This window comes from Sphingomonas suaedae (assembly GCF_007833215.1).
Classification (GTDB): domain Bacteria; phylum Pseudomonadota; class Alphaproteobacteria; order Sphingomonadales; family Sphingomonadaceae; genus Sphingomonas; species Sphingomonas suaedae.
This window is the reverse complement of sequence record NZ_CP042239.1, coordinates 538,730-557,584: the sequence shown is the minus strand read 5'-3', so window position 1 is coordinate 557,584 and position 18,855 is coordinate 538,730. Positions and strand designations below refer to the sequence as shown.

The window sequence follows — 18,855 nt, the reverse complement described above, 5'->3', positions numbered from 1 at the left end:
GTTCACGCAACCGCCGTCCGCCACGGTCCGCTGATCGCGAGCGTTCTGGTCGGGCTGTAGAGATTGACGAACAGGGTCGAGCCGTCGGGTGAGAAACAAGCACCCGCCAGCTCGGTCTGCACCCGGCATCTCGCGACCGGATAAAGCGCGCCATTGGGCGTCACCCCGCGCAGATAATTGTCGACGACGTCGGTATATTGATCCTCGCACACGATCAGATGGCCATTGGGCCCGACCGTCAGATTGTCGCCATAGTTGAACATCGCCGGATCGGTGGACTCGACGAACAGCTGGACCATGCCGGGCGCGTCCGTTTCGCCCGGCTGGCCCTCGTGCGGGGACGGGCGGTAGCGCATCACCTGGCCCAGCGCCTTCGCCCCACCCGAAGTGCAGGTGAAATAGGCTTCGCCTTCGCCCCAATGGATCCCCTCGCCCCGCGCGAACCGCGCCGCACCGGCCTTGTGACCGCGCAGGCGCAGGTCGTCGTCGGGGGCGTCGGTGCCATCGAGGTCGATCCAGCGAACCGCCTTCCACGCGCCGATGCTGATATCGCGGCGGCCCTTGTTCGATGTATCGCCCCCCTTGGGCCGGTCACGCAGGCCGAGCGCCTGCAGCCGTCCGCCGCGCGCCAGCTGGCCTGGCCGGTCGGGCAGGAAGCGGTAGAACAGCCCGTCCTCGCGATCCTCGGTCAGATAGACGATGCCGGTGCGCGGATCGACCGCCGCCGCCTCATGATTGAAGCGCCCCATCGCCTTGAGCGGAACCGGATCGACCAGCCCGCGGTGTCGCGCTGGCACCTCGAACACCCAGCCATGATCCTTGCCGACCCCGCTGCCCGCGCGAGTCATGTCCTCCTCGCACGTCAGCCAGCTGCCCCAGGGCGTGATGCCGCCCGCGCAATTGCGGATCGTGCCGGCGAGGCTGAGATGCTGACGTTCGACGCGGCCGGTGGCGAGGTTGTAGATCAACGTGCTGGTGCCGCCGGGCAGCGGGCGGCCGTCGCTGTCGCGGTCATAGGTCGCGATTCTGGCTGCGTCGCCACGCAGGAACGGCCCGGTCTTCTGGTGCTTCACCTGAAGCTCGTGGTTGCGGACCAGCGCCACGCGGCGGCGGTCGATCGCGAAACAGCCCATGCCATCGGCGCGGTCGCCGACGACGAAGCCGTCATCCATCGAGTCGCCAAGCTGCGAGATGACGCGGTAGCTGAACCCCTGTGGCAGATCGAGCAATCCCGCCGGATCCTCGCGCAAGGGGCCATAGCCCGGCGCAGTGGGGGCGGAGGCGATAGCGGGCACGCGGGCCAGTCCAGAAAAGGCACTCGCCGCGAAGCCAGCGGTGAAGGCGCGGCGGCTGATGTCTAGGGTCATTGGTTCAGCTCCTGATGGGCGCTTGCAACGCCGCCGGGGATGAGGGATATGATGTATTGTATCTCACCGGAGACTCGCTCATGCGCAAGTTCATTCTGCTCGCCGGATCGGCGCTTACTGTCACTGCGGCACCAGCATTCGCTTGCGACCTTGAGTTGCTCGGCGGTCCGCAACGATTCAACGCCTTCGCTTCCTATGCAAGTCACAGCGCACCGGCTACTAATCTCGATATTCAGGTCGAGGCCAATCAACCCTCCCCGGTGGAGCAGCAGCCTGAAGCGGTTGCCGAAATTGTCGAGCCGCCTGCCGATCAGGGCAGGGATTATGACAACGGCAGTCCATTGCCGTCCGAGACCTTCCGGTGAGCCGCGCGAACTGATTGATGCCCCATCTGCTGGAAATCAGCGGCCTGACCTTCCGCTATGGCGGGCAGGCCGTACTCGATCGCTTCGACCTTACCCAGGATGCGGGCGCGCATCGCGTGCTGCTGGGACCCTCGGGCTCGGGCAAGACGACGCTGATCCACCTGATCGCCGGGTTGCTGACCCCGCATGAGGGGTCGATTGCGATCGATGGCGAGACCATCAGCACCCTGCCCCCCGCACGCCGCGATGATCTGCGCCGCCGCAAGATCGGGGTGGTGTTTCAGACGCTGCGTCTGGTCGCGGCGCTCGACGTGACCTCCAATCTGCTGCTCGCCCAGCGGCTCGCCGGGCAGCGGCAAGATCGGACCGAGGTGAAGGCGCTGCTCGACGAACTCGGCCTGTCACACCGCGCCCATGCCCGGCCACGCGAGCTGAGCCAGGGCGAGGCCCAGCGCGCGGCGATCGCGCGGGGACTGGTGGCGCGACCCCGGCTGCTGATCGCCGACGAGCCGACCTCGGCGCTGGACGATCACAATGCCGAACGGGTCGCGCGCCTGCTGATCGACACCGCGAACGCCCATGGCTCGACCCTTCTGGTCGCGACGCATGACGCGCGGATCAAGGCGTTCATCCCCGATGCGGTGACGTTGGCGCCGGTGCGCGAGGCGGCGTGATGTTCAACCTTGCACTGGCCTATCTGCGCGATCGCGCGCTCACCACCCTGCTCAACATCGTCCTGCTGGGGCTCGCGGTGGCGACGCTGGCGATCCTTCTGATCTTCTCGACCCAGCTGACTGACCGGCTTCAGCGGGACGCGCAGGGGATCGATCTGGTGGTGGGCGCGAAGGGCTCGCCGCTCCAGCTGATCCTGTCGAGCATCTATCATATCGACGCCCCGACCGGGAACATCCCGCTCGACAGCGTCGCGCTGCTGCGGCGCGACCCGGCGGTCGCCCGGGTCGTTCCGCTGGCGATGGGCGACAGTTTTCGCGGCCATCGCATCGTCGGGACCGAACCATCCTATCTCGATCTCTATGGCGCGAAGCTCGATCAGGGGAAGCTCTTCGCGAAGGCCGGGGACGCAGTGCTGGGCGCGACCGCAGCGCGTGAGCTCGGCGCGGGGGTCGGCCAGAAATTCGTCGGCAGCCATGGCTTCGGCGAAGGAGAAGGCGTGACCGGCCATGACGAGCATCCCTTCATTACGGTCGGCATCCTGGCCCCCACCGGAACCGTGATCGACCGGCTGATCCTGACCCCGGTCGAGAGCGTGTGGGACGTGCACGGCATCGAACACGATCATGACGGCGCAGCGCATCATGAGGATGAGACGCGCCATGAAGGCAAGGACGGGGAGGCGCACGCTGATCACGACCATGACGCTGAGGAAGCGCCGCTGATCGGTGCGGCCGGGACGCTGGAGCCGGAAGTGACCGCTCTGCTCGTCAGCTATCGCTCGGCACTGGGCGCAGTGCGCGTGCCGAGCTTCGTCAACCGCCAGACGAACATGCAGGCGGCCGTTCCGGCGCAGGAAACCGCGCGGCTGCTGACCCTGTTCGGCGCGGGGATCGAGGGGGCGCGGATCTTTGCCTGGCTGCTCGCCGCGACCGGCGGGCTGGCGATCTTCGTTGCGTTGCTCAACGCGGCGCGCGCACGCGAGGGCGATCTGGCGCTGCTGCGGGTGATGGGCGCGACGCGGGTGTCGGTGTTCGGCACGATCCTGCTCGAAGGGCTGCTGACCGCCGCAACCGGGGCGTTGCTCGGGCTGCTCACGGCGCATGGTGCGCTGGCTGCGGCGCGCGCGTTGTTCGATCCACTGGCGGAGATCGGGCTCGATCCATGGCGGGTTCATCCCGGCGAACTGATGATCTTTGCCGGAGTGCTGGGAATTGGGTTGATCGCCGCGCTCCTCCCGGCGCTCAGGGTATTCCGCGTTGATCTTGCCCGCACGCTTGCGCGGGCTCAGTAGGGAATGCGTATCATGAAGACTTCGATCCTGACGGCGCTCGCGCTACTGACGGTCGCGGCGCCGGCAACCGCGCAATTGCTGGGTGGCGGGCCCAAGCAGGACGTCAAGGACGTGTGGAAGCCCGCGGCGACGCCCAAGGGCGGTACGCCGTGGAAGCTGCTCGAGAGCACGACCGAAAAGCAGCGCGTCTCAGCCGGCGTGATCTATTCCAAGCCGGTCTTCCCGGCGGCGGTCAAGGCGCTCAACGGCAAGGAGATCAAGGTCGCGGGCTGGATGATGCCACTCGACAAAGCGGCGAAGCAGAAGCGGTTCGTGCTGCTCGCCTACCCGCCGGGCTGCCCCTTCCACTTCCACGCCATGCCCAACCAGTTCATCGAAGTGCTCGCCCCCGCCGGGGTCCCGCTCAACGAGCGTGACCCGCTGGTGATCAGCGGCACGCTGCAACTGACCGGGCAGGACGAAAGCGGCATCTTCTACCGGTTGGTCAACGCCAAAAAGCTCTGAGCGGGCGCGTGATGGCGCGGCCCTGTAAAGCAGGCTCGATCCGACAGCGCTTGCAAGCTGATACTATACAACATATCGCGACCGGATTGATGAGAACGGGCGATCCTGTTGCTGCGTACTGACCCTTCCATTTTGCGCCCAGGCTTAGCGTTCCGCGCCGAACGCGAGGAGGGCGAGTCGATGCAGCGGCGAGGCAAGCTGGTCGGCATCGGCTGGGCGGTGCTGCTCGCAATCGCGCTGATCTGGCAAAGCCTGGTCGTCCATACGCACGTTCACAATGCGCACGGCCCGAATGCGATCGCGTGGTCGACAAACGTCGTCGCATCGTCAGGACCGAGTGATCGATCACCCGCTCAACCTTCTTCGAAATGCGTGCTCTGCGATGAATTGGACAGTGGCGACGCATGGCTGATTCCGCCCAAACCCGTGTTGGTCGGGGCGAAGCTTGCCGACCTGCTCGCTGTCGAACCCGATCAGTCGACCTGGTCGCTCGCCCGACGCGCGAATCCGTGGCGCAGCCGCGCACCACCCCTGACTGCCTAGTCTGAAGCGAACCGCGTTGCGGGCGGCCCATGGTCGCCGGGCACACGCGCACCCTGTTCACGACAAGGCATCTGGAGTGTCCCCTATGCGTACTATCTATTTGTTGAGCGTCGCATCGCTCGCCCTTTCTCCGTCGGCTTTCGCGCAGAGCGCAAGCAGCGACACCACCGCCAAAGCCGACCGAATCAACCCGCGGGAAGAGATCGTCATCACCGCCCCGTTCCGGCAGGGGGAAGACGATCTGCTGCAGGGCACCTCGGTCGTCACCGGCGAAAAGCTGCAGCGCGAATTGCGCCCGACGATCGGTGAGACGCTGGCGCGCCAGCCGGGCGTCTCAGCGACGTCATTCGGCCCAAGCGCATCACGACCGATCCTGCGCGGCTTTCAGGGCGAGCGCGTCCGGGTGCTGACCGACGGCATCGGGTCGATCGACGTGTCCAACACCTCCGTCGATCATGCGGTCGTGATCGATCCGCTGCTGGCCGAACGGGTCGAGATCCTGCGCGGGCCGTCCGCCCTGCTGTTCGGATCCTCGGCGATCGGCGGCGTCGTCAATGTGATCGATACCCGCATTCCGCGCAGCATTCCCGAAAACGGCTATCGCGTGAATGCGATAGGCACCTATGGCTCCGCCGCCAACGAGCGGTCGATCGCAGGCGCCGGCGATGTGGCGCTCGGCTCAAAGATCGTGCTGCACGCTGACGGCTCCTACACCAAGACCGACGACCTCAAGATTCCAGGCTATGTCCTGTCCAGCCGCGCCCGCGCCGAGGCGCTGGCGACCGCAGCGCTGCCGCAACCCGCGCCGGACCCCGACGGTGAGGAGGAACCGATCGATTTCGCCGGCAATGCTGCATTGCGCGACCGGCTGCCCAATTCGGCGAGCGAAACCTGGACTGCTGACGTCGGAGCGTCGATCATCACGGAAACCGGCAATCTGGGCGTGTCGTACAGCCATTATGACAGCCTCTATGGCGTTCCCGTCCGCTATGCCACGCAGCTGGGACAGGAGCAGGAGGCTCCGCGGCTCGATATCGCGCAGGATCGGTTCGACCTGCGTGGCGAGGTCGAAACCGGGGGCGGATTCCTCGAGCGCATCCGCGTGCGGGCAGGCTATGCGAGCTACCGCCATTTCGAGCTGGAAGATACCGGCGAGATCGCGACCCGCTTCTACAACAAGGGTCTGGAGGGCCGGATCGAGCTGGTCCAGGCCGATCGCGACGGCTGGCGCGGCGCATCCGGTATCCAGTATTTCAACCGCCGCTTCGACGTGCAGGGCGAAGAGGCATTTCTCCCCAAGAACCGAACCGGCCAGTTCGGCGTATTCACGCTTCAGCAGATCGATCTTGGTAATGTTCGCGCCGAGGGCGGTGCGCGATACGAGCGCACCCAGCTGACGGCGGACACGCTCGCTGGCGATCTTCGCTTCTTCTCGGGCCAGCGTAGCTTCGACGCCTTCTCGGGTTCGCTGGGAGCGTCGGTAGCGGTCGCGCCCGGGATTCGTGTCGGATTGAACGCGTCGCGAACCGAACGCGCGCCATCGGGTGAAGAACTGTTCGCCAACGGCGCGCACGCCGGAACCCAAGCATATGAATTGGGCAGTCCCGATTTCCGCCTGGAGAAGTCCTGGGGGATCGAGGCGACGTTGCACGCCAATGGCGACGGCTATCACTTCGATGCGTCGGCCTATTACAACTGGTTCTCCAACTATATTTTCGAGAGCCAGGTGGATCAGAGCGTGTGCGAGGCAGCCGCAGACCCGAGCGGCCGCGAAGTGGAGTTCCCGTGTTTCCAGTTCCAGCAAGCCGATGCGCGTTACTACGGCTTTGAGACGGATGCGTCCGTGCGGGTTGCCCGCATGGGCGATTATGCCGTCAATCTCGATGTGCTGGGGGATTACGTCCACGCCACGGTCGTGGATCACGGCCCTGTGCCGCGCATCCCGCCGATGCGTCTGCTGGGCGGGCTTGAGCTGCAGTCGGACAGGCTGTCGGCGCGGGCGGAAGTCGAACATGTGTTCGAACAGGATCGGATCACTGCGTTCGAAACGCCGACCAGCGACTATACGCTGGTGAACGCGTCGATCGCGTTCAGCCCCTGGGGCAAGGACAACAACACCACGATCCTGGTCAGTGCCAACAATATCTTCGATGTCGAGGCACGGCGGCACACCAGCTTCCTGAAGGACTTCGCACCGCTTGCCGGCAGGGGTTTCCGCGTCAGTCTGCGTCTGGGCCTTTAGGTCCAGAGAATGGCGGCGTCGGGACAGCCGACGCCGCCATTTTTGTGGGCATTACAAAAATCAATGAGCCAAAGTGAGTTGACGGTATATCATCTCATGCGTAGGCGACGCCAAACAGGACAATGGAGAACCCGTTTGAGCGTCGCCAATTCGCGGCAGGCGAAGGCCTGCCTTTTTTCTTTCGCGTCCACCCTGGCTGTCCTGCCCCTTGACGCCTGGGCGCAGGACACGGCGACCGACGGTAAGGACGGCGTGCAGGTGTCGCGCGAGTCCCGCGCACAGCCATCTTCCGAAACGATCGTCATAACCGGTCAGTCGCTTTCATCCTCCGACAAGGCGACTCCCCTCCCGGTCACCGTTCTGAGCGGTGATGCTCTGGTCCATCGCCGGCGTGGTACGCTGGGCGAGACGCTGGAGGGGTTGCCCGGCGTGCATATGGACAATTTCGGTGCGGGTGCCGCTCGCCCGGTTATTCGCGGGCAAACGCTGCCGCGCATCGAGATCCTGTCCGACGGGGCGAATGTGTTCGATGCAGCTTCGGTGTCGCCCGACCATGCCGTCGTCACCGACCCGCTGCTGCTCGACGCGATCGAGGTCCAGCGCGGTCCGGCAGCCATCCGCTATGGCGGCAACGCAGTCAATGGTGCGGTCAACCTGATCGACGGCAAGGTTCCCAAGGCGCTTCCGAAAGGCGGCGTCACCGGCGCCGCCGAGGTGCGCTATGGAACGGCAGACCAGGAAATGACCACCGCCGGTCGCGTCACCGCCGCGCTGGGACCGATCGCGCTGCACGCGGAAGCGTCCTATTCGGATCGCGAGAATTATGGCGTTCCCGCGAGCTTTGGGACCGACAGGCTCAAGGATTCCTTTGCCGAGAGCTCGAGCTACGCCTTCGGAGCATCCTGGGTGACCGACAAGGGCTATATCGGCGCGGCCTATACACGGCAGGATGCAGAATATGGCCTGCCCGGGCACAGTCACGCCAACGGGGTGTGCCACCTTCATGGCTATCCCTTCCCGGCCCCCGGCCGGATCGACCTGCATTGCATCGGACACGGCAACTATCAGAACCCGCTCGACAACCCCGACAGCGACACGGCGCTGATCGACCTGCGCAGCGAACGCGTCGACCTGCGTGGCGATTTCGTCGACCTGCTGCCCGGCTTTTCCGATATCCGGATCCGCGGGTCTTACACCGACTATCAGCATGACGAAGTCGACGGCCCGATCCTCTACAGTCGCTACACGAACAAGGTGTGGGACGGCCGGATCGAGCTGACCCACAAGTCCGTGTTCGGCTTCACCGGCACGCTGGGCGTGCAATATACCGACGGGACCTTCAGCGGACTGAACCTGATCGATCTGCATGTTCCACCGACGGCTTCGTTCGGCTTCGCCGGGACCCAGAAGTATCTGACCGAGAATATCGGCATTTTCCTGAGCGAGCGCCGCAGCATCGGCCCGATCGACATCGAGATCGCGGCGCGTAAGGACTGGCGCACGATCAAGACGCCGATCCCCGGCGCGTTCTATATCAACTTGGAAGAAGAGTATTGGGGTTACTACATCGACAACTATGGCGCCGACTGGCGTCAGGTTGTCGAGCAAATGCGACGGGACTCCTTTATCGCTGGCAATCCCGATCGGAAGCACAATCCCTTCTCGATCTCGTTCGGCGCGATCTGGAACGTCACCTCCGGATACTCGCTCGCGCTCTCGCTGGCGCAGACCGAACGCGCGCCCAATGTGCGCGAACTGTTCGCGGATGGCAGCAGCCTTGCGACCAACAGCTATGAGGTCGGTCTTCTGGCGACAGGGTTCGTGCAGAATTACCTTCCCGACGACCTGTTCAACTATGACGACGATGTGATGGAGCGCGCGCGGGCGATCAACCTGACCTTCCGCAAGGCGGGCGGACCGCTGGAGTTCGAGATCGGCGCCTTCTACCAGGCTGTCGACAACTACATCTTCGCGCATCTGCTCGAGACGGAATTCACCACCGGGCAGCGCCACGACTTCCTGCTCTATACCACCGCCGATGCCGAATTTTACGGCGCGGACGGGCAGGTCAGCTTTCAGCTCGATCCGGCTTCGAAAGTTACTGTGTTCGGCGATTATGTCGCAACCAACCTGACCGACGACGACGACAATCTGCCGCGCATCCCGCCGGGTCGGCTGGGCGCGCGCTACGCCTATGCCGCGGGGGCGTTATCGGCCGACCTCGAATATTATCGCACTTTCGGGCAGAACAAGGTGGCGCGCTATGAGACGCCGACCGACGGCTACAACATGGTCAATGCGACGATCGGCTACACGATCGACATGGGCCGAGGCGCCGACGTCGAAATCTATGCGCGGGGAACGAACCTGACCAACGAGCTTGCCTTCGTGCACACCTCGTTCGTCAAGGACCAGTCGCCGCTGCGCGGGCGGAGCATCGTGTTCGGGGTGCGCACACAATTCTAAGGGAGGCGGAGTCGCTTGGATAACACCTTGAGCGCGCTGGATCTTCTAGACGTTTAAACGACAGGCCTCGACAAGGCTCGTCAAAGGCCGAATCCGATGTCCAGACCGCTTCCACGACGGTCCACCGAATTGGGGTTTCCGAACCGATTGCGGTAACAGGAAGAATGGGAGGTAGGCGCCACGTTTCCGCAACTACCCGTTCAATCTGTGCCTAAGCTTGGCCTCTTTGCGCTGTAAAGTCGGCAGCGGTTCTTGTCAGCGGTTCACACCAGCGGTTGGCATCAGTACCACCATTTTGTGGTCCGGACGTTCCGCTGCACTGAAAGTATGCTGGTCAAAGCTGAGCGGTCCCGTCCAAGGGATGAACGAACGTCCTGCCGCCTTCTCGCGCCGACACGCTCTGCGTCTCCCATTCGTGGACGAACAATTCGGACCTCTCACGCAAATCTCTGACGAGGGCATCCAGGAACGGATCCTTCATCAGCCGCGCGCAATCAGCCCGAAATTCGGCTAGGACCCGGCGCGCGCGCTGCTCCCAGTCCGGCAGGAGCGTCCGAGCCGATGGCGAAAGAAAAGTATAACGCAGCAGATTGCGCTCCCCGGCGGGGCCAAGCCAGCCCGCGAACAAGCGCTCAGCTGCGGGATTCCAGCAACTCGCGTTCCAAAGGCGATCCAGCCCATAGGCCGGAACCGGCAGCATCATGACGAGCGCGGCTACGGAAGCAGGAGCCTCCGTGATCGTCGAGACGGGCGGTTCGGCGGGATCGCGGCGGTCGCCCAGTTCGAATAGATAGGCACGCTCCGCCGGGGTGAGCGCCAGCGCCTCTGCAAGGCGAGCGAATGTCTCGGCGGAGACGCCGACATCGCGACCTTGCTCGATCCAAGCGCACCAGGTCACGCCGATCCCGGCACGCGCCGCCAGTTCTTCTCGGCGCAACCCCGGCGTCCGCCGGCGACGGACCACCACATCCGGCTTCATCCGCTCCCGATGCGACCGGATGAAGCTCCCAAGCAGTTTGCGCCGTTCATCGCTGTTCATGGGAGTCATTGTAACAGTATAAACGCTTATCTTGTAACGGGCTAAAATCATGGCAGCACGGGATCGAGGAGTACATCATATGACCCGTTCCCATGACGCCATCGTCAACGCGCAGTTCGGCAGCCAAGCTGCGGCCTATCTCTCCAGCAGCGTTCATTCCACCGGCGAGGACCTCGACGCATTGGCGCAGATCTGCGCTGAGGTGCGCCCCGCACGGGCGCTGGATATCGGCACGGGCGGCGGGCATGTCGCCTATCGACTAGCGCAACATGCGCAAACTGTTGTCGCCGTCGACCTGTCCTCAGAAATGCTCAAGGTCGTCGCAGAGACAGCACGCCAACATGGCCTTTCGAACATCGAGACGACGGGCGCACCCGCCGAGCGCTTGCCCTTCGAAGATGCATCGTTCGATCTGGCGGCCTGCCGCTATTCGGCGCACCATTGGTGCGATTGGGACGCGGGGTTGCGGGAAGTTCGGCGCGTGCTCAAGCCAGGTAGCCCGGCAATCTTCATTGACGTCATCTCGCCGGCAGTCCCGGCGTGCGACACACATCTCCAGGCGATCGAACTGCTGCGCGACCCGTCCCATGTGCGGAATTATAGCGAGTCCGAGTGGGCTGCTGCGCTGGTCCGCGCAGGCTTTCGTGCGCGTCGTGCCGAGAAACGCCGCATCCGGATGGACTTTGCCTCTTGGGTCGGCCGCATGCGGACCTCCACAGCGCATCAAACGGCCATTCGATCGCTCCAGCAGTTGGCCTCGGTACAAATTGCCACCTATTTCGCGATCGAAGTCGATGGATCGTTCTCGATCGACATATTGCAGGTCGAGGCCTCTGCGTGCCGAGCGGGCGAGCGCTAAAACATGTGGCTGCGACTGCGGCATTCTCAGGGTGTTAATTTTGGCAGATGGCCGTATTTCCGCAGGTCGGGGCCTCCTGGAGGTGACTGCAACGCACTGCATACGGATCGACCGGAGAGACTTTCAGGCCGGGCAAAAGCCGCATATGGCCGGCCCGCAATCTCGCGCCGCAAAAGGGTTCGCCAATGCGCCTTGACGATGTCCAGATCATTTCGCGCAACCGGTGCGACCAGCTTGGCGAAGGGCCGCTCGCCGCGCGCGACGGATCGCTCTACTGGGTCGATATCATCGAACAGCGGATCAACCGCCTGTCGCTCGCCGACAGGACGGTGAACAGCTGGATCATGCCCGAGATGGTCGGCTGGGTGATCGAGCGGCGCGACGCGTCGGGGCTAGTCGCCGGGTTCCGCAGCGGGGTGAAGGTGGTGGTCCTCGACCCCGCATCGCCGACGCCGGTCTCGATCGAGCCGCTGGTCGACCTGCCCGCGGACGAACCAGCGATCAATCGGATGAACGACGCCAAGGCCGATCGCGACGGGCGCCTCTGGGCCGGCACCATGCCGGTGAGTTGCGACGTTCCGGCCGGTTCCTTGTACCGCATCGAAGCCGATCGATCGATTGAGCGGATGGACAACGGCTATCACGTCGCCAACGGGCCCGCGATCAGCCCCGACGGACGCTGGCTTTTCCACACCAACACCGTGCTGGGGCAGATCTATCGCTTCGCGCTCGACGGCGCGACGCTCGGACCGCGCGAACTGTGGCTGCAGTTCGAGTCCGACTGGGGTCATCCCGACGGCATGACCTTCGATGCCGAGGGCGGTCTGTGGGTCGCGCATTGGGGGGGATCGCGGGTCAGCCGGTTCGACCCCGACGGCAAGGTCGAGCGCGCGATCCACGTGCCCGCCAGCCAGATCACCAGCATGACCTTTGCCGGCGACTCGTACGATCGGATGTTCATCACCTCCGCCGCCGACGGCATCGACGAGCCGCATGGCGGCTATCTGTTCGAGGTCGATCCCGGCGTCAAAGGCCTACCGCCCCACCGCTTTGCGGGCTAGCCCGTCGTGACGCCGTCCGGTCCGAATTGCAGCCGGGTCGTCAGCAGCGCGCGGAATTCGTTGTAGCCGCCGGTGCCGGGGAAGAAGGCGTGGAAGAACAGCTGCGGCGCCCCATCGAGACCCGGCGCGACAGAGGCATGGCCGGGCGCCCACCAGGTCGTCGTCGACTTGAGCAGCGGATCGCCCTGTTTGACGTACGGGCCGAAGATATGGTCGGCCACTGCAACGCCGATGCCATAGGCGGGCGTGCCGAAATCGTTTCCGGCGTAGAACATCCAGTAGCGGCCCTGCTGCTTGGTGACCCATGGCCCCTCGATCAGATGCCCCTCCCAATCGAGGTCATTGGTCAGCACCAGATGCTCCTCGCCCACCCGCTCGCCGCTCTCGGTCAGGCGCTGCGCATAGATCGGCGTGCTCATCGCATCGAGGATCGCCTCCGCCTCCGGGATGTCGGCGAGTGCGGCCTTTACCTGCTGCCAGTTGTCGAGCACCGCCTCGATCAGCGGCTGCATCAGGAAGAAGCGTTCCATCGGCCGCTGTGAATTGGCCCAGAGCTGGAGCGCGGCGGCAAGCGACGCCGTGCGACGGTCGGCCTCGGTCGCGAACACCTGGTCGATCAGCTCGGGCCGCTGGCGGAACAGGCCGGCGAGCGGGCGCGGCCAGACGCCGTTGGTGTCGCGCTTCCACAGCAGATAGCGCTCGCCATCGTCGTCGATGAAGATGTGCGAATCGATCACGCCGCCGCTCATCACCGGCTGGGCGGCATCGCCGGTCAGCCCAGTGGTGTTCACGGCGTGCGCAGTGACCAGCGGATGGCCGAGGTCGCGCCACGGGCCGAACGGGCTGTCGCTCTTGGCCAACCCGATGGCGAGCGCGTTCGACTTCTGCCGGGCGGTGTAGACCAGCCAATATTCGTCGCCGACGCGCGCCATTTCCGGCGCCCAGAAATCGCCGACATGGCGACCATGCGCGGTCCAGTCGGGCGCCTCGCCCTCGGCAAATACAAAGCCCTTGTGGGTCCAGGTCTTGAGGTCGTCCGAGTGGAGGATCGGAAAGGCATCCGGCGCATCGTTGGAGGTCGCGACGAGGATATAGCCCTGATCGGTCTTCAGCACCGCCGGGTCGCCATAGCCGCAGGTGATTCGGGGGTCCGCATTTTCCGTGAGCAGCGGCTCCCAGTTCGGCGCGGGCAGGTCGCTCGGCGCGGGACCGCTCAGCACGTGCGGACGCCGGGTGGCGAAGTCGTCGGCGACGCGGTTGAAGAAGTCGACATAGGCGGAGTGGTCGCCGGAGGCGAGCTGGTAGGTGCGTTCGGCGTCGCCACGGCGCACGATGATCTGGCTGTGCGGCGCTTGCGCTGCGGCGATGGCTTCGAACTGGATGGTCATGATCGGCTTCTTTCCGGGTCACACGGGCGGTTCGGCAGCGCTAAACCACATTTATAAGATAAATGCGAGTGTGGTTTCTGCGCGGGTTTTTGGGCACACCGGTGAGCCTGCCCGGCAAGCCGCGCATTGACGTCAGGCGGGCTTTTGCTAAAAAGTGCGATAAATAAGATAATATGGGATGCCTCAGTGAGCCTCGAGCTTCGTAACGTCCGCAAGGCCTATGGAGAAACGCCGGTTCTCGACGATGTATCGTTGAGCATGAGCGACCGCGAGTTCATCGCGTTCCTGGGCCCGTCCGGGAGCGGCAAGTCCACGCTGCTCCGCATCATCGCGGGGCTCGAGATCGCCGATGCGGGCGAAGTGGTGCTGGATGGCCGGCGCATCGATCAGCTGCATCCCGGCGCGCGCGACGTGGCGATGGTGTTCCAGGCCTATGCGCTCTACCCGCACATGACGGTGCGCGAGAATATGGCGTTCGGCCTGCGCAATGCGCGGGTTCCGCAGAATGAGATCGACGCGCGGATCGCCCAGGCGGCGGCGGTGCTGGAGATCGAGAGCCAGCTCGACAAGAAGCCCGCCCAGATGTCGGGCGGCCAGCGTCAGCGCGTCGCGATCGGCCGCGCGATCGTCAAGCACCCCAAGCTGTTCCTGTTCGACGAACCGCTGTCGAACCTCGATGCCGCGCTGCGCACGCGGACGCGGGTCGAGCTCGCCCAGCTGCGACGCCGCGTCGACGCCGCGATCATCATGGTGACGCACGACCAGGCCGAGGCGATGACGCTGGCCGACCGCATCGTCGTGATGAACGATCGCCGCATCCAGCAGATCGGCGCGCCGATGGATATCTACACGCGCCCGGCGAACAGCTTCGTCGCACGGTTCGTCGGGTCGCCGGCAATGACCCTGTTGCCCGCCGCGCTGGTGCCGGGCGAAGGCCCCGCGCGCGTGCGGCTGGGCGACGGGACCGAGGTGACGACACGCATCGATCGCGCCGCGCTCCCGTCCGGCCCGGTCGAACTCGGCCTGCGCCCCGAGCATGTGCGGGTGGCGGCATCGGGCGAAGGTGCGTGCGAGGCCGAAGTGTTGCTGGTCGAGCGGCTCGGCGACCGCACGCTGGTCTACGCCAAGCTGAGTGATGGTCAGGAGATCACAGCCGAGGATGCCGGACTGAGCGCCGTCAAGCTGGGCGACCGGGTGCGCCTGCGCATCGACGGCGCGGCAGCGCATCTATTCGACTGCAACGGCGATGGGCATCACGCGCAGGTCATGGATTCCGCCGCATGAGACGCGGTGACCGGCTCGCCAGTTTCGGCTTCGTCGCGCCGTTCCTGGCGATCTATCTGTTCATCCTGATCTATCCGCTGCTGGCGGGTATCGGGCTGAGCATGAAACGGGTCGACCTGTTCGGTGGGGGCAGCTTCGTCGCGCTCGATAATTATGCGCGTCTCGCCGCCGATCCCGTCTTCCATGCCGCGATCCTCCAGACCTTGCTGCTCGCGGCGATGATCGTGCCGATCCTGACGGTGGTGTCGCTGATGCTCGCGCTCGCGCTCAACCGGCCGACCCGCGATGCGGCAGTGTTCCGCGGCATCTTCTTCTCCTCCTCGGTCCTGTCGGTGACGATCGTGACGTTGATCTGGCGCTTCGTGCTCGCGCCCGATGCCGGGTTGCTCGGCGAAGTGGCACAGGGTCTCGGCACCTCGCCGCTGCCGTTCCTCAGCGATCCGACGCTCGCGCTGTGGGCGCTCGCGATCACCACCATCTGGTGGTCGATCGGGCTGCCGATGATGCTGTTCCTCGCCGGGCTTCAGCAGATACCGGGCGACATCTACGAAGCCGCGGCGCTGGACCGGGCGAGCCGCTGGACGATCTTCTGGCGCATCACCCTGCCCTCGCTCCGCCGCACGGTGGTGCTGGTGGTGATGCTCCAGACCGCTGCGCAGCTCCAGCTGTTCGGCCAGTCGCAGCTGCTCACCGCCGGCGGCCCTAACGGGGCGACGCGGACGATGGTGTTGTTCATGTTCGAAACCGCCTTCTGGCGCTGGGAACTCGGCTATGCCGCTGCGGCGGCGGAGATCCTGTTCATGCTGATCGTGGCACTCACGCTGGCGCAATACTGGTTCACGATGCGCACCTCGGAGGCGGGCAATGGCCGCTGATCGTACAACCCCCGTGTTCCGCCCCGGCGAAGGGCGGATGCGGCCCGCCACGCTGATCGCGCTGCTGCTCGCGGCGGCGGTAATGCTGGCACCGCTGATCTGGACGGTCCTGCTCTCGCTCAAGTCCAATCAGGCGTTGGTCGGCAACAGCGGCGCGGCGCTCGAATTCCCGTACACGCTCGAAAACTACTGGGCGATCCTGTCGGGCGATCAGGTGTTCCGCTGGCTGCTCAACAGCCTGATCGTGTCGATCGGCACGACGGTCGGCGTGCTCGCGCTGTGCAGCCTGGCCGGCTATGGCTTTGCGCGGCTGGAGTTTCCGTTTCGCCGCACTCTGTTCGTGTTCGTCCTGCTTGGCCTGGCGATCCCCGAACAGGCGGTGATCCTGCCCCAGCACCAGCTGTTCGCCGCGCTCCACCTTCACAACAGCTACCCCGGGCTGATCCTGCCCGGGCTGGCCGGACCCTTTGGCGTGTTCTTCATGACCCAATATTTTCGCGCGATCCCGCGGGATCTGGACGAGGCGGCGATGCTCGACGGCGCGTCGCGGCTGCGCATCTTCTGGAGCGTGCTTCTGCCGCTCACCCTGCCCGCGCAGGCGACGCTCGGCGTGTTCACCTTCCTCGCCAGCTGGAACAGCTATTGGTGGCCGCTGATCTCCGCGACGCGCAGCGACATGTACACGCTGACCGTCGGACTCGCGGCGGCGCAGATGAACTATGCGCAGACCAGCGGCCTCGGCTTTCTGATGGCGCAGGCGGTATTCGCGTCGGTGCCGATCTTCATCGTCTATGTCCTGTTCCAGAAGCACATCGTCCAGTCGATGGCGGGGACGGCGACACGATGAGGATCGCCCTTGCACTCACGCTCGCGTTACTCGCGACCGGCTGCGGCAGCAGCGGCGCGGACGACGGCAAAATCTATCTGCAGCGCTTCTTCGGCGAATGTGGCGCGGCCTATGGCTCTGCGACCGACGTCGCTGCGGCAAAGGGCGAATGCGGGATCATCACGTCGATGATCAACAAGTTCAACGCCCAGACCCCCGGCGCTCCCGTCAGCAGCAACGTCGTCGCCTGGCCCGGCTACCCTCAGTTGAGCGCGCAGTTCGCGGCGGGCGACCCGCCCGACATCGTCAGCATGCATGGGGGGGTCATTTCGGACTATGCCGCGCGTGGGCTGCTCGAACCGGTCGAGCCCTATCTCGAGGCCGCCGGACTGACGCCCGAACAGTTCACCGACGCCAGCCGCATGGCCGCGACGGTCGATAACCGCCTCTACGGCCTGCCCTGGGACACGCATGGCGGCCTGTACCACATCAACACCAAGCTGTTCGCGCAGGCGGGGTTGATGCGCGACGGCAAGCCGATATTGCCGCGCTCGGCGGAAGAGCTTCTCGCCCATGCCCGCCAGTTCAAGGCGCGCACAGGCAAGCCCTATCTCCTCCAAAGCCTGGTCGCCGACACTGCCGCGCAGACGCGCACGCTCTATACCTATCTGATGGCGCAGGATGCGGTGATCTTCCCCGATCCGCTGCACATCAAGCTGCAGACGCCGGAGGCACGGCGCGTGGTCAACTATTTCAAGGCGCTGACGGAGGAGGGGCTGGGCACGCTCGACCAGGACACCCCCGCGGCGATCGCGGCGTTCCTGAGCGGCGAAGGCGGAATCTATCCGACGGGCACCTGGATGATCGATCAGTTCCAGCAGGACGCGATGACGCCGGGCCGTCCGCTCTATGGAAGCTATGCGGTCTACCCCTATCCCCGCCTCTGGGGAAAACATGCCGAGTTCGTAAGCGGCCATGTTTGGGTCGTTCCCAAGCGCGAGCGAACCCCGGCGCAGCGCGCGATGATCGCCCGCTTCTTCGCGTTCATGACCGCGCATAATCTGGACTGGGCGCGCACCGGGCACCTGCCGGCGGTGCGCAAGGTGATCGAATCGGCCGCGTTCAAGGCGCTGCCGCATCGCGCGGATATCGCACCGCTCGCGACAATCGGCCATCCGCTGCCCGGCTATGTCCAGCGTCAGTCGGCGATCGAGCGTCTGGTCGGCGAAGAGGTCGGTGCCGCGATCACCGGACAGAAGACCGTCGATCAGGCGCTGGCGGACGGCGAACGCCGCGTCAACGAACTGCTCGCCGAACTTCCGGTGTTCAGCCCGACTTCCCCGCCTCGTCGATCAGCGTCATCACGTCCGTAATCAGCGCAACCATGCCGTCGCGCGCCGCGTGGGGATCGCGCGCCTCGATCGCGGTCAGCACCTCGCGATGCTGCGGCAGGCTGGCAGTGCGCCCCTTGAAGCGGTTGGTGAAGCGGATCGAGGTGCGCAGCGCGGTTTCGACCACATCGCGGAACTGGACGTAAAACGGGTTCGCGGACGCGGCCAGGATCGCGACATGGAACGCAATGTCCGCTTCCAGCGGGTCGTCCTCGCCATTCTCGGCCGCCTCCATGCGCCGATACCCGGCCTGGATCAGCGCGACGCCCGCAGCGTCCGCAGCGCGCGCGGCGAGCGCGGCCGCTGCGGGCTCGATCGCGATGCGCAGCTCGGTGAACTGGCGCAGCAGCTCCAGCGAGAATGTCCGTTCGAGCAGCCAGCGCAGCACGTCGGCATCGAACAAATTCCAGTGCGCCGGCCGCTGAACCGTTGTGCCCTTGCGCGGGCGTGCGGTCAGCAGGCCCTTGGCGGTCAGCATCTTGACCGCCTCGCGCGTAACCGAGCGGCTGACGCCGTGCTGCTTGGCCAGATCCGCTTCGGTCGGGAAGACGCGCGCATCATAATGCCCGGTCACGATCGCGCGGCCAAGCGCGTCGAGCAGCCCATAGGTCAGGTTCCGCCCGCCCACCGGGGACGAACTCAGCAGCGGCGTGTCGGCGTCCATCAGGTCAACCTCCGT

Annotated in this window: 17 protein-coding genes; 13 read left to right on the top strand and 4 right to left on the bottom strand. The window is 65.1% G+C overall.

Going from position 1 to position 18,855, the window contains the following annotated elements:
• Nucleotides 1–2 precede the first annotated feature (2 nt).
• Nucleotides 3–1,367: an alkaline phosphatase PhoX gene (locus FPZ54_RS02700; protein WP_145844779.1), complete on the bottom strand. Its 1,365-nt coding sequence runs from the start codon at nt 1,365–1,367 to the stop codon at nt 3–5.
• An 80-nt stretch (nt 1,368–1,447) separates the two neighbouring features.
• On the opposite strand from FPZ54_RS02700, the gene FPZ54_RS02695 reads away from it, so the two are divergent.
• The 7 genes from FPZ54_RS02695 to FPZ54_RS02665 all read left to right on the top strand — a co-directional run bounded on the left by FPZ54_RS02695 (nt 1,448) and on the right by FPZ54_RS02665 (nt 9,453).
• Nucleotides 1,448–1,732, top strand: coding sequence for a hypothetical protein (locus FPZ54_RS02695; protein WP_145844778.1), 285 nt, complete (start codon nt 1,448–1,450; stop codon nt 1,730–1,732).
• A gap of 17 nt (nt 1,733–1,749) precedes the next feature.
• Entirely contained in the window at nt 1,750–2,406 is a 657-nt protein-coding gene (locus FPZ54_RS02690; RefSeq protein WP_145849540.1) for an ABC transporter ATP-binding protein, read from the top strand.
• Nucleotides 2,406–3,698, top strand: coding sequence for an ABC transporter permease (locus tag FPZ54_RS02685; protein WP_145844777.1), 1,293 nt, complete (start codon nt 2,406–2,408; stop codon nt 3,696–3,698). The genes FPZ54_RS02690 and FPZ54_RS02685 overlap by 1 nt, the downstream gene beginning before the upstream one ends.
• Before the next feature lie 12 nt (nt 3,699–3,710).
• Nucleotides 3,711–4,202 (top strand): DUF3299 domain-containing protein, encoded by a 492-nt coding sequence (locus tag FPZ54_RS02680; protein WP_239019683.1) that lies wholly within the window; start codon nt 3,711–3,713, stop codon nt 4,200–4,202.
• A gap of 108 nt (nt 4,203–4,310) precedes the next feature.
• The gene (locus FPZ54_RS02675) at nt 4,311–4,745 is read left to right on the top strand and encodes a DUF2946 family protein (protein ID WP_145844776.1); all 435 of its coding nucleotides are present in this window, start codon (nt 4,311–4,313) and stop codon (nt 4,743–4,745) included.
• Between the two features lie 85 nt (nt 4,746–4,830).
• Complete coding sequence (locus FPZ54_RS02670; protein WP_145844775.1) at nt 4,831–6,987, top strand: TonB-dependent receptor; 2,157 nt, start codon at nt 4,831–4,833, stop codon at nt 6,985–6,987.
• Nucleotides 6,988–7,122: 135 nt separating this feature from the next.
• Nucleotides 7,123–9,453: a TonB-dependent receptor gene (locus tag FPZ54_RS02665; protein ID WP_239019682.1), complete on the top strand. Its 2,331-nt coding sequence runs from the start codon at nt 7,123–7,125 to the stop codon at nt 9,451–9,453.
• A gap of 334 nt (nt 9,454–9,787) precedes the next feature.
• Here the strand turns inward: FPZ54_RS02665 and FPZ54_RS02660 are convergent, their stop codons facing one another.
• Nucleotides 9,788–10,492: a helix-turn-helix transcriptional regulator gene (locus tag FPZ54_RS02660; RefSeq protein WP_222428341.1), complete on the bottom strand. Its 705-nt coding sequence runs from the start codon at nt 10,490–10,492 to the stop codon at nt 9,788–9,790.
• Nucleotides 10,493–10,571: 79 nt separating this feature from the next.
• On the opposite strand from FPZ54_RS02660, the gene FPZ54_RS02655 reads away from it, so the two are divergent.
• Both FPZ54_RS02655 and FPZ54_RS02650 read left to right on the top strand, forming a co-directional pair.
• Nucleotides 10,572–11,351 carry a class I SAM-dependent methyltransferase gene (locus FPZ54_RS02655; RefSeq protein WP_145849537.1) on the top strand — a complete coding sequence of 260 codons (780 nt, stop codon included), beginning with the start codon at nt 10,572–10,574 and terminating at the stop codon, nt 11,349–11,351.
• Nucleotides 11,352–11,536: 185 nt separating this feature from the next.
• Nucleotides 11,537–12,412, top strand: coding sequence for an SMP-30/gluconolactonase/LRE family protein (locus tag FPZ54_RS02650; RefSeq protein WP_145844774.1), 876 nt, complete (start codon nt 11,537–11,539; stop codon nt 12,410–12,412).
• Here FPZ54_RS02650 and FPZ54_RS02645 read toward each other — a convergent pair.
• Entirely contained in the window at nt 12,409–13,800 is a 1,392-nt protein-coding gene (locus FPZ54_RS02645) for a glycoside hydrolase family 43 protein (RefSeq protein ID WP_145844773.1), read from the bottom strand. The genes FPZ54_RS02650 and FPZ54_RS02645 overlap by 4 nt on opposite strands.
• 186 nt (nt 13,801–13,986) lie before the next feature.
• Here FPZ54_RS02645 and FPZ54_RS02640 point away from each other — a divergent pair, with 186 nt between their 5' ends.
• From FPZ54_RS02640 to FPZ54_RS02625, 4 genes are read left to right on the top strand one after another with little or no spacing between them, the layout of a single operon-like run.
• Nucleotides 13,987–15,084, top strand: coding sequence for an ABC transporter ATP-binding protein (locus tag FPZ54_RS02640; RefSeq protein WP_239019681.1), 1,098 nt, complete (start codon nt 13,987–13,989; stop codon nt 15,082–15,084).
• Nucleotides 15,081–15,959 carry a carbohydrate ABC transporter permease gene (locus FPZ54_RS02635; RefSeq protein ID WP_145844771.1) on the top strand — a complete coding sequence of 293 codons (879 nt, stop codon included), beginning with the start codon at nt 15,081–15,083 and terminating at the stop codon, nt 15,957–15,959. The genes FPZ54_RS02640 and FPZ54_RS02635 overlap by 4 nt, the downstream gene beginning before the upstream one ends.
• Complete coding sequence (locus FPZ54_RS02630) at nt 15,949–16,806, top strand: carbohydrate ABC transporter permease (RefSeq protein ID WP_239019680.1); 858 nt, start codon at nt 15,949–15,951, stop codon at nt 16,804–16,806. Before FPZ54_RS02635 ends, FPZ54_RS02630 begins: the two co-directional genes overlap by 11 nt.
• Nucleotides 16,803–18,158 (top strand): ABC transporter substrate-binding protein, encoded by a 1,356-nt coding sequence (locus tag FPZ54_RS02625; RefSeq protein ID WP_145844770.1) that lies wholly within the window; start codon nt 16,803–16,805, stop codon nt 18,156–18,158. The genes FPZ54_RS02630 and FPZ54_RS02625 overlap by 4 nt, the downstream gene beginning before the upstream one ends.
• On the opposite strand, the gene FPZ54_RS02620 is transcribed toward FPZ54_RS02625, so the two are convergent.
• A complete protein-coding gene (locus FPZ54_RS02620; protein ID WP_145844768.1) occupies nt 18,112–18,840 on the bottom strand; it encodes a FadR/GntR family transcriptional regulator in 729 nt (242 codons plus the stop codon). The genes FPZ54_RS02625 and FPZ54_RS02620 overlap by 47 nt on opposite strands.
• Nucleotides 18,841–18,855: the final 15 nt, after the last annotated feature.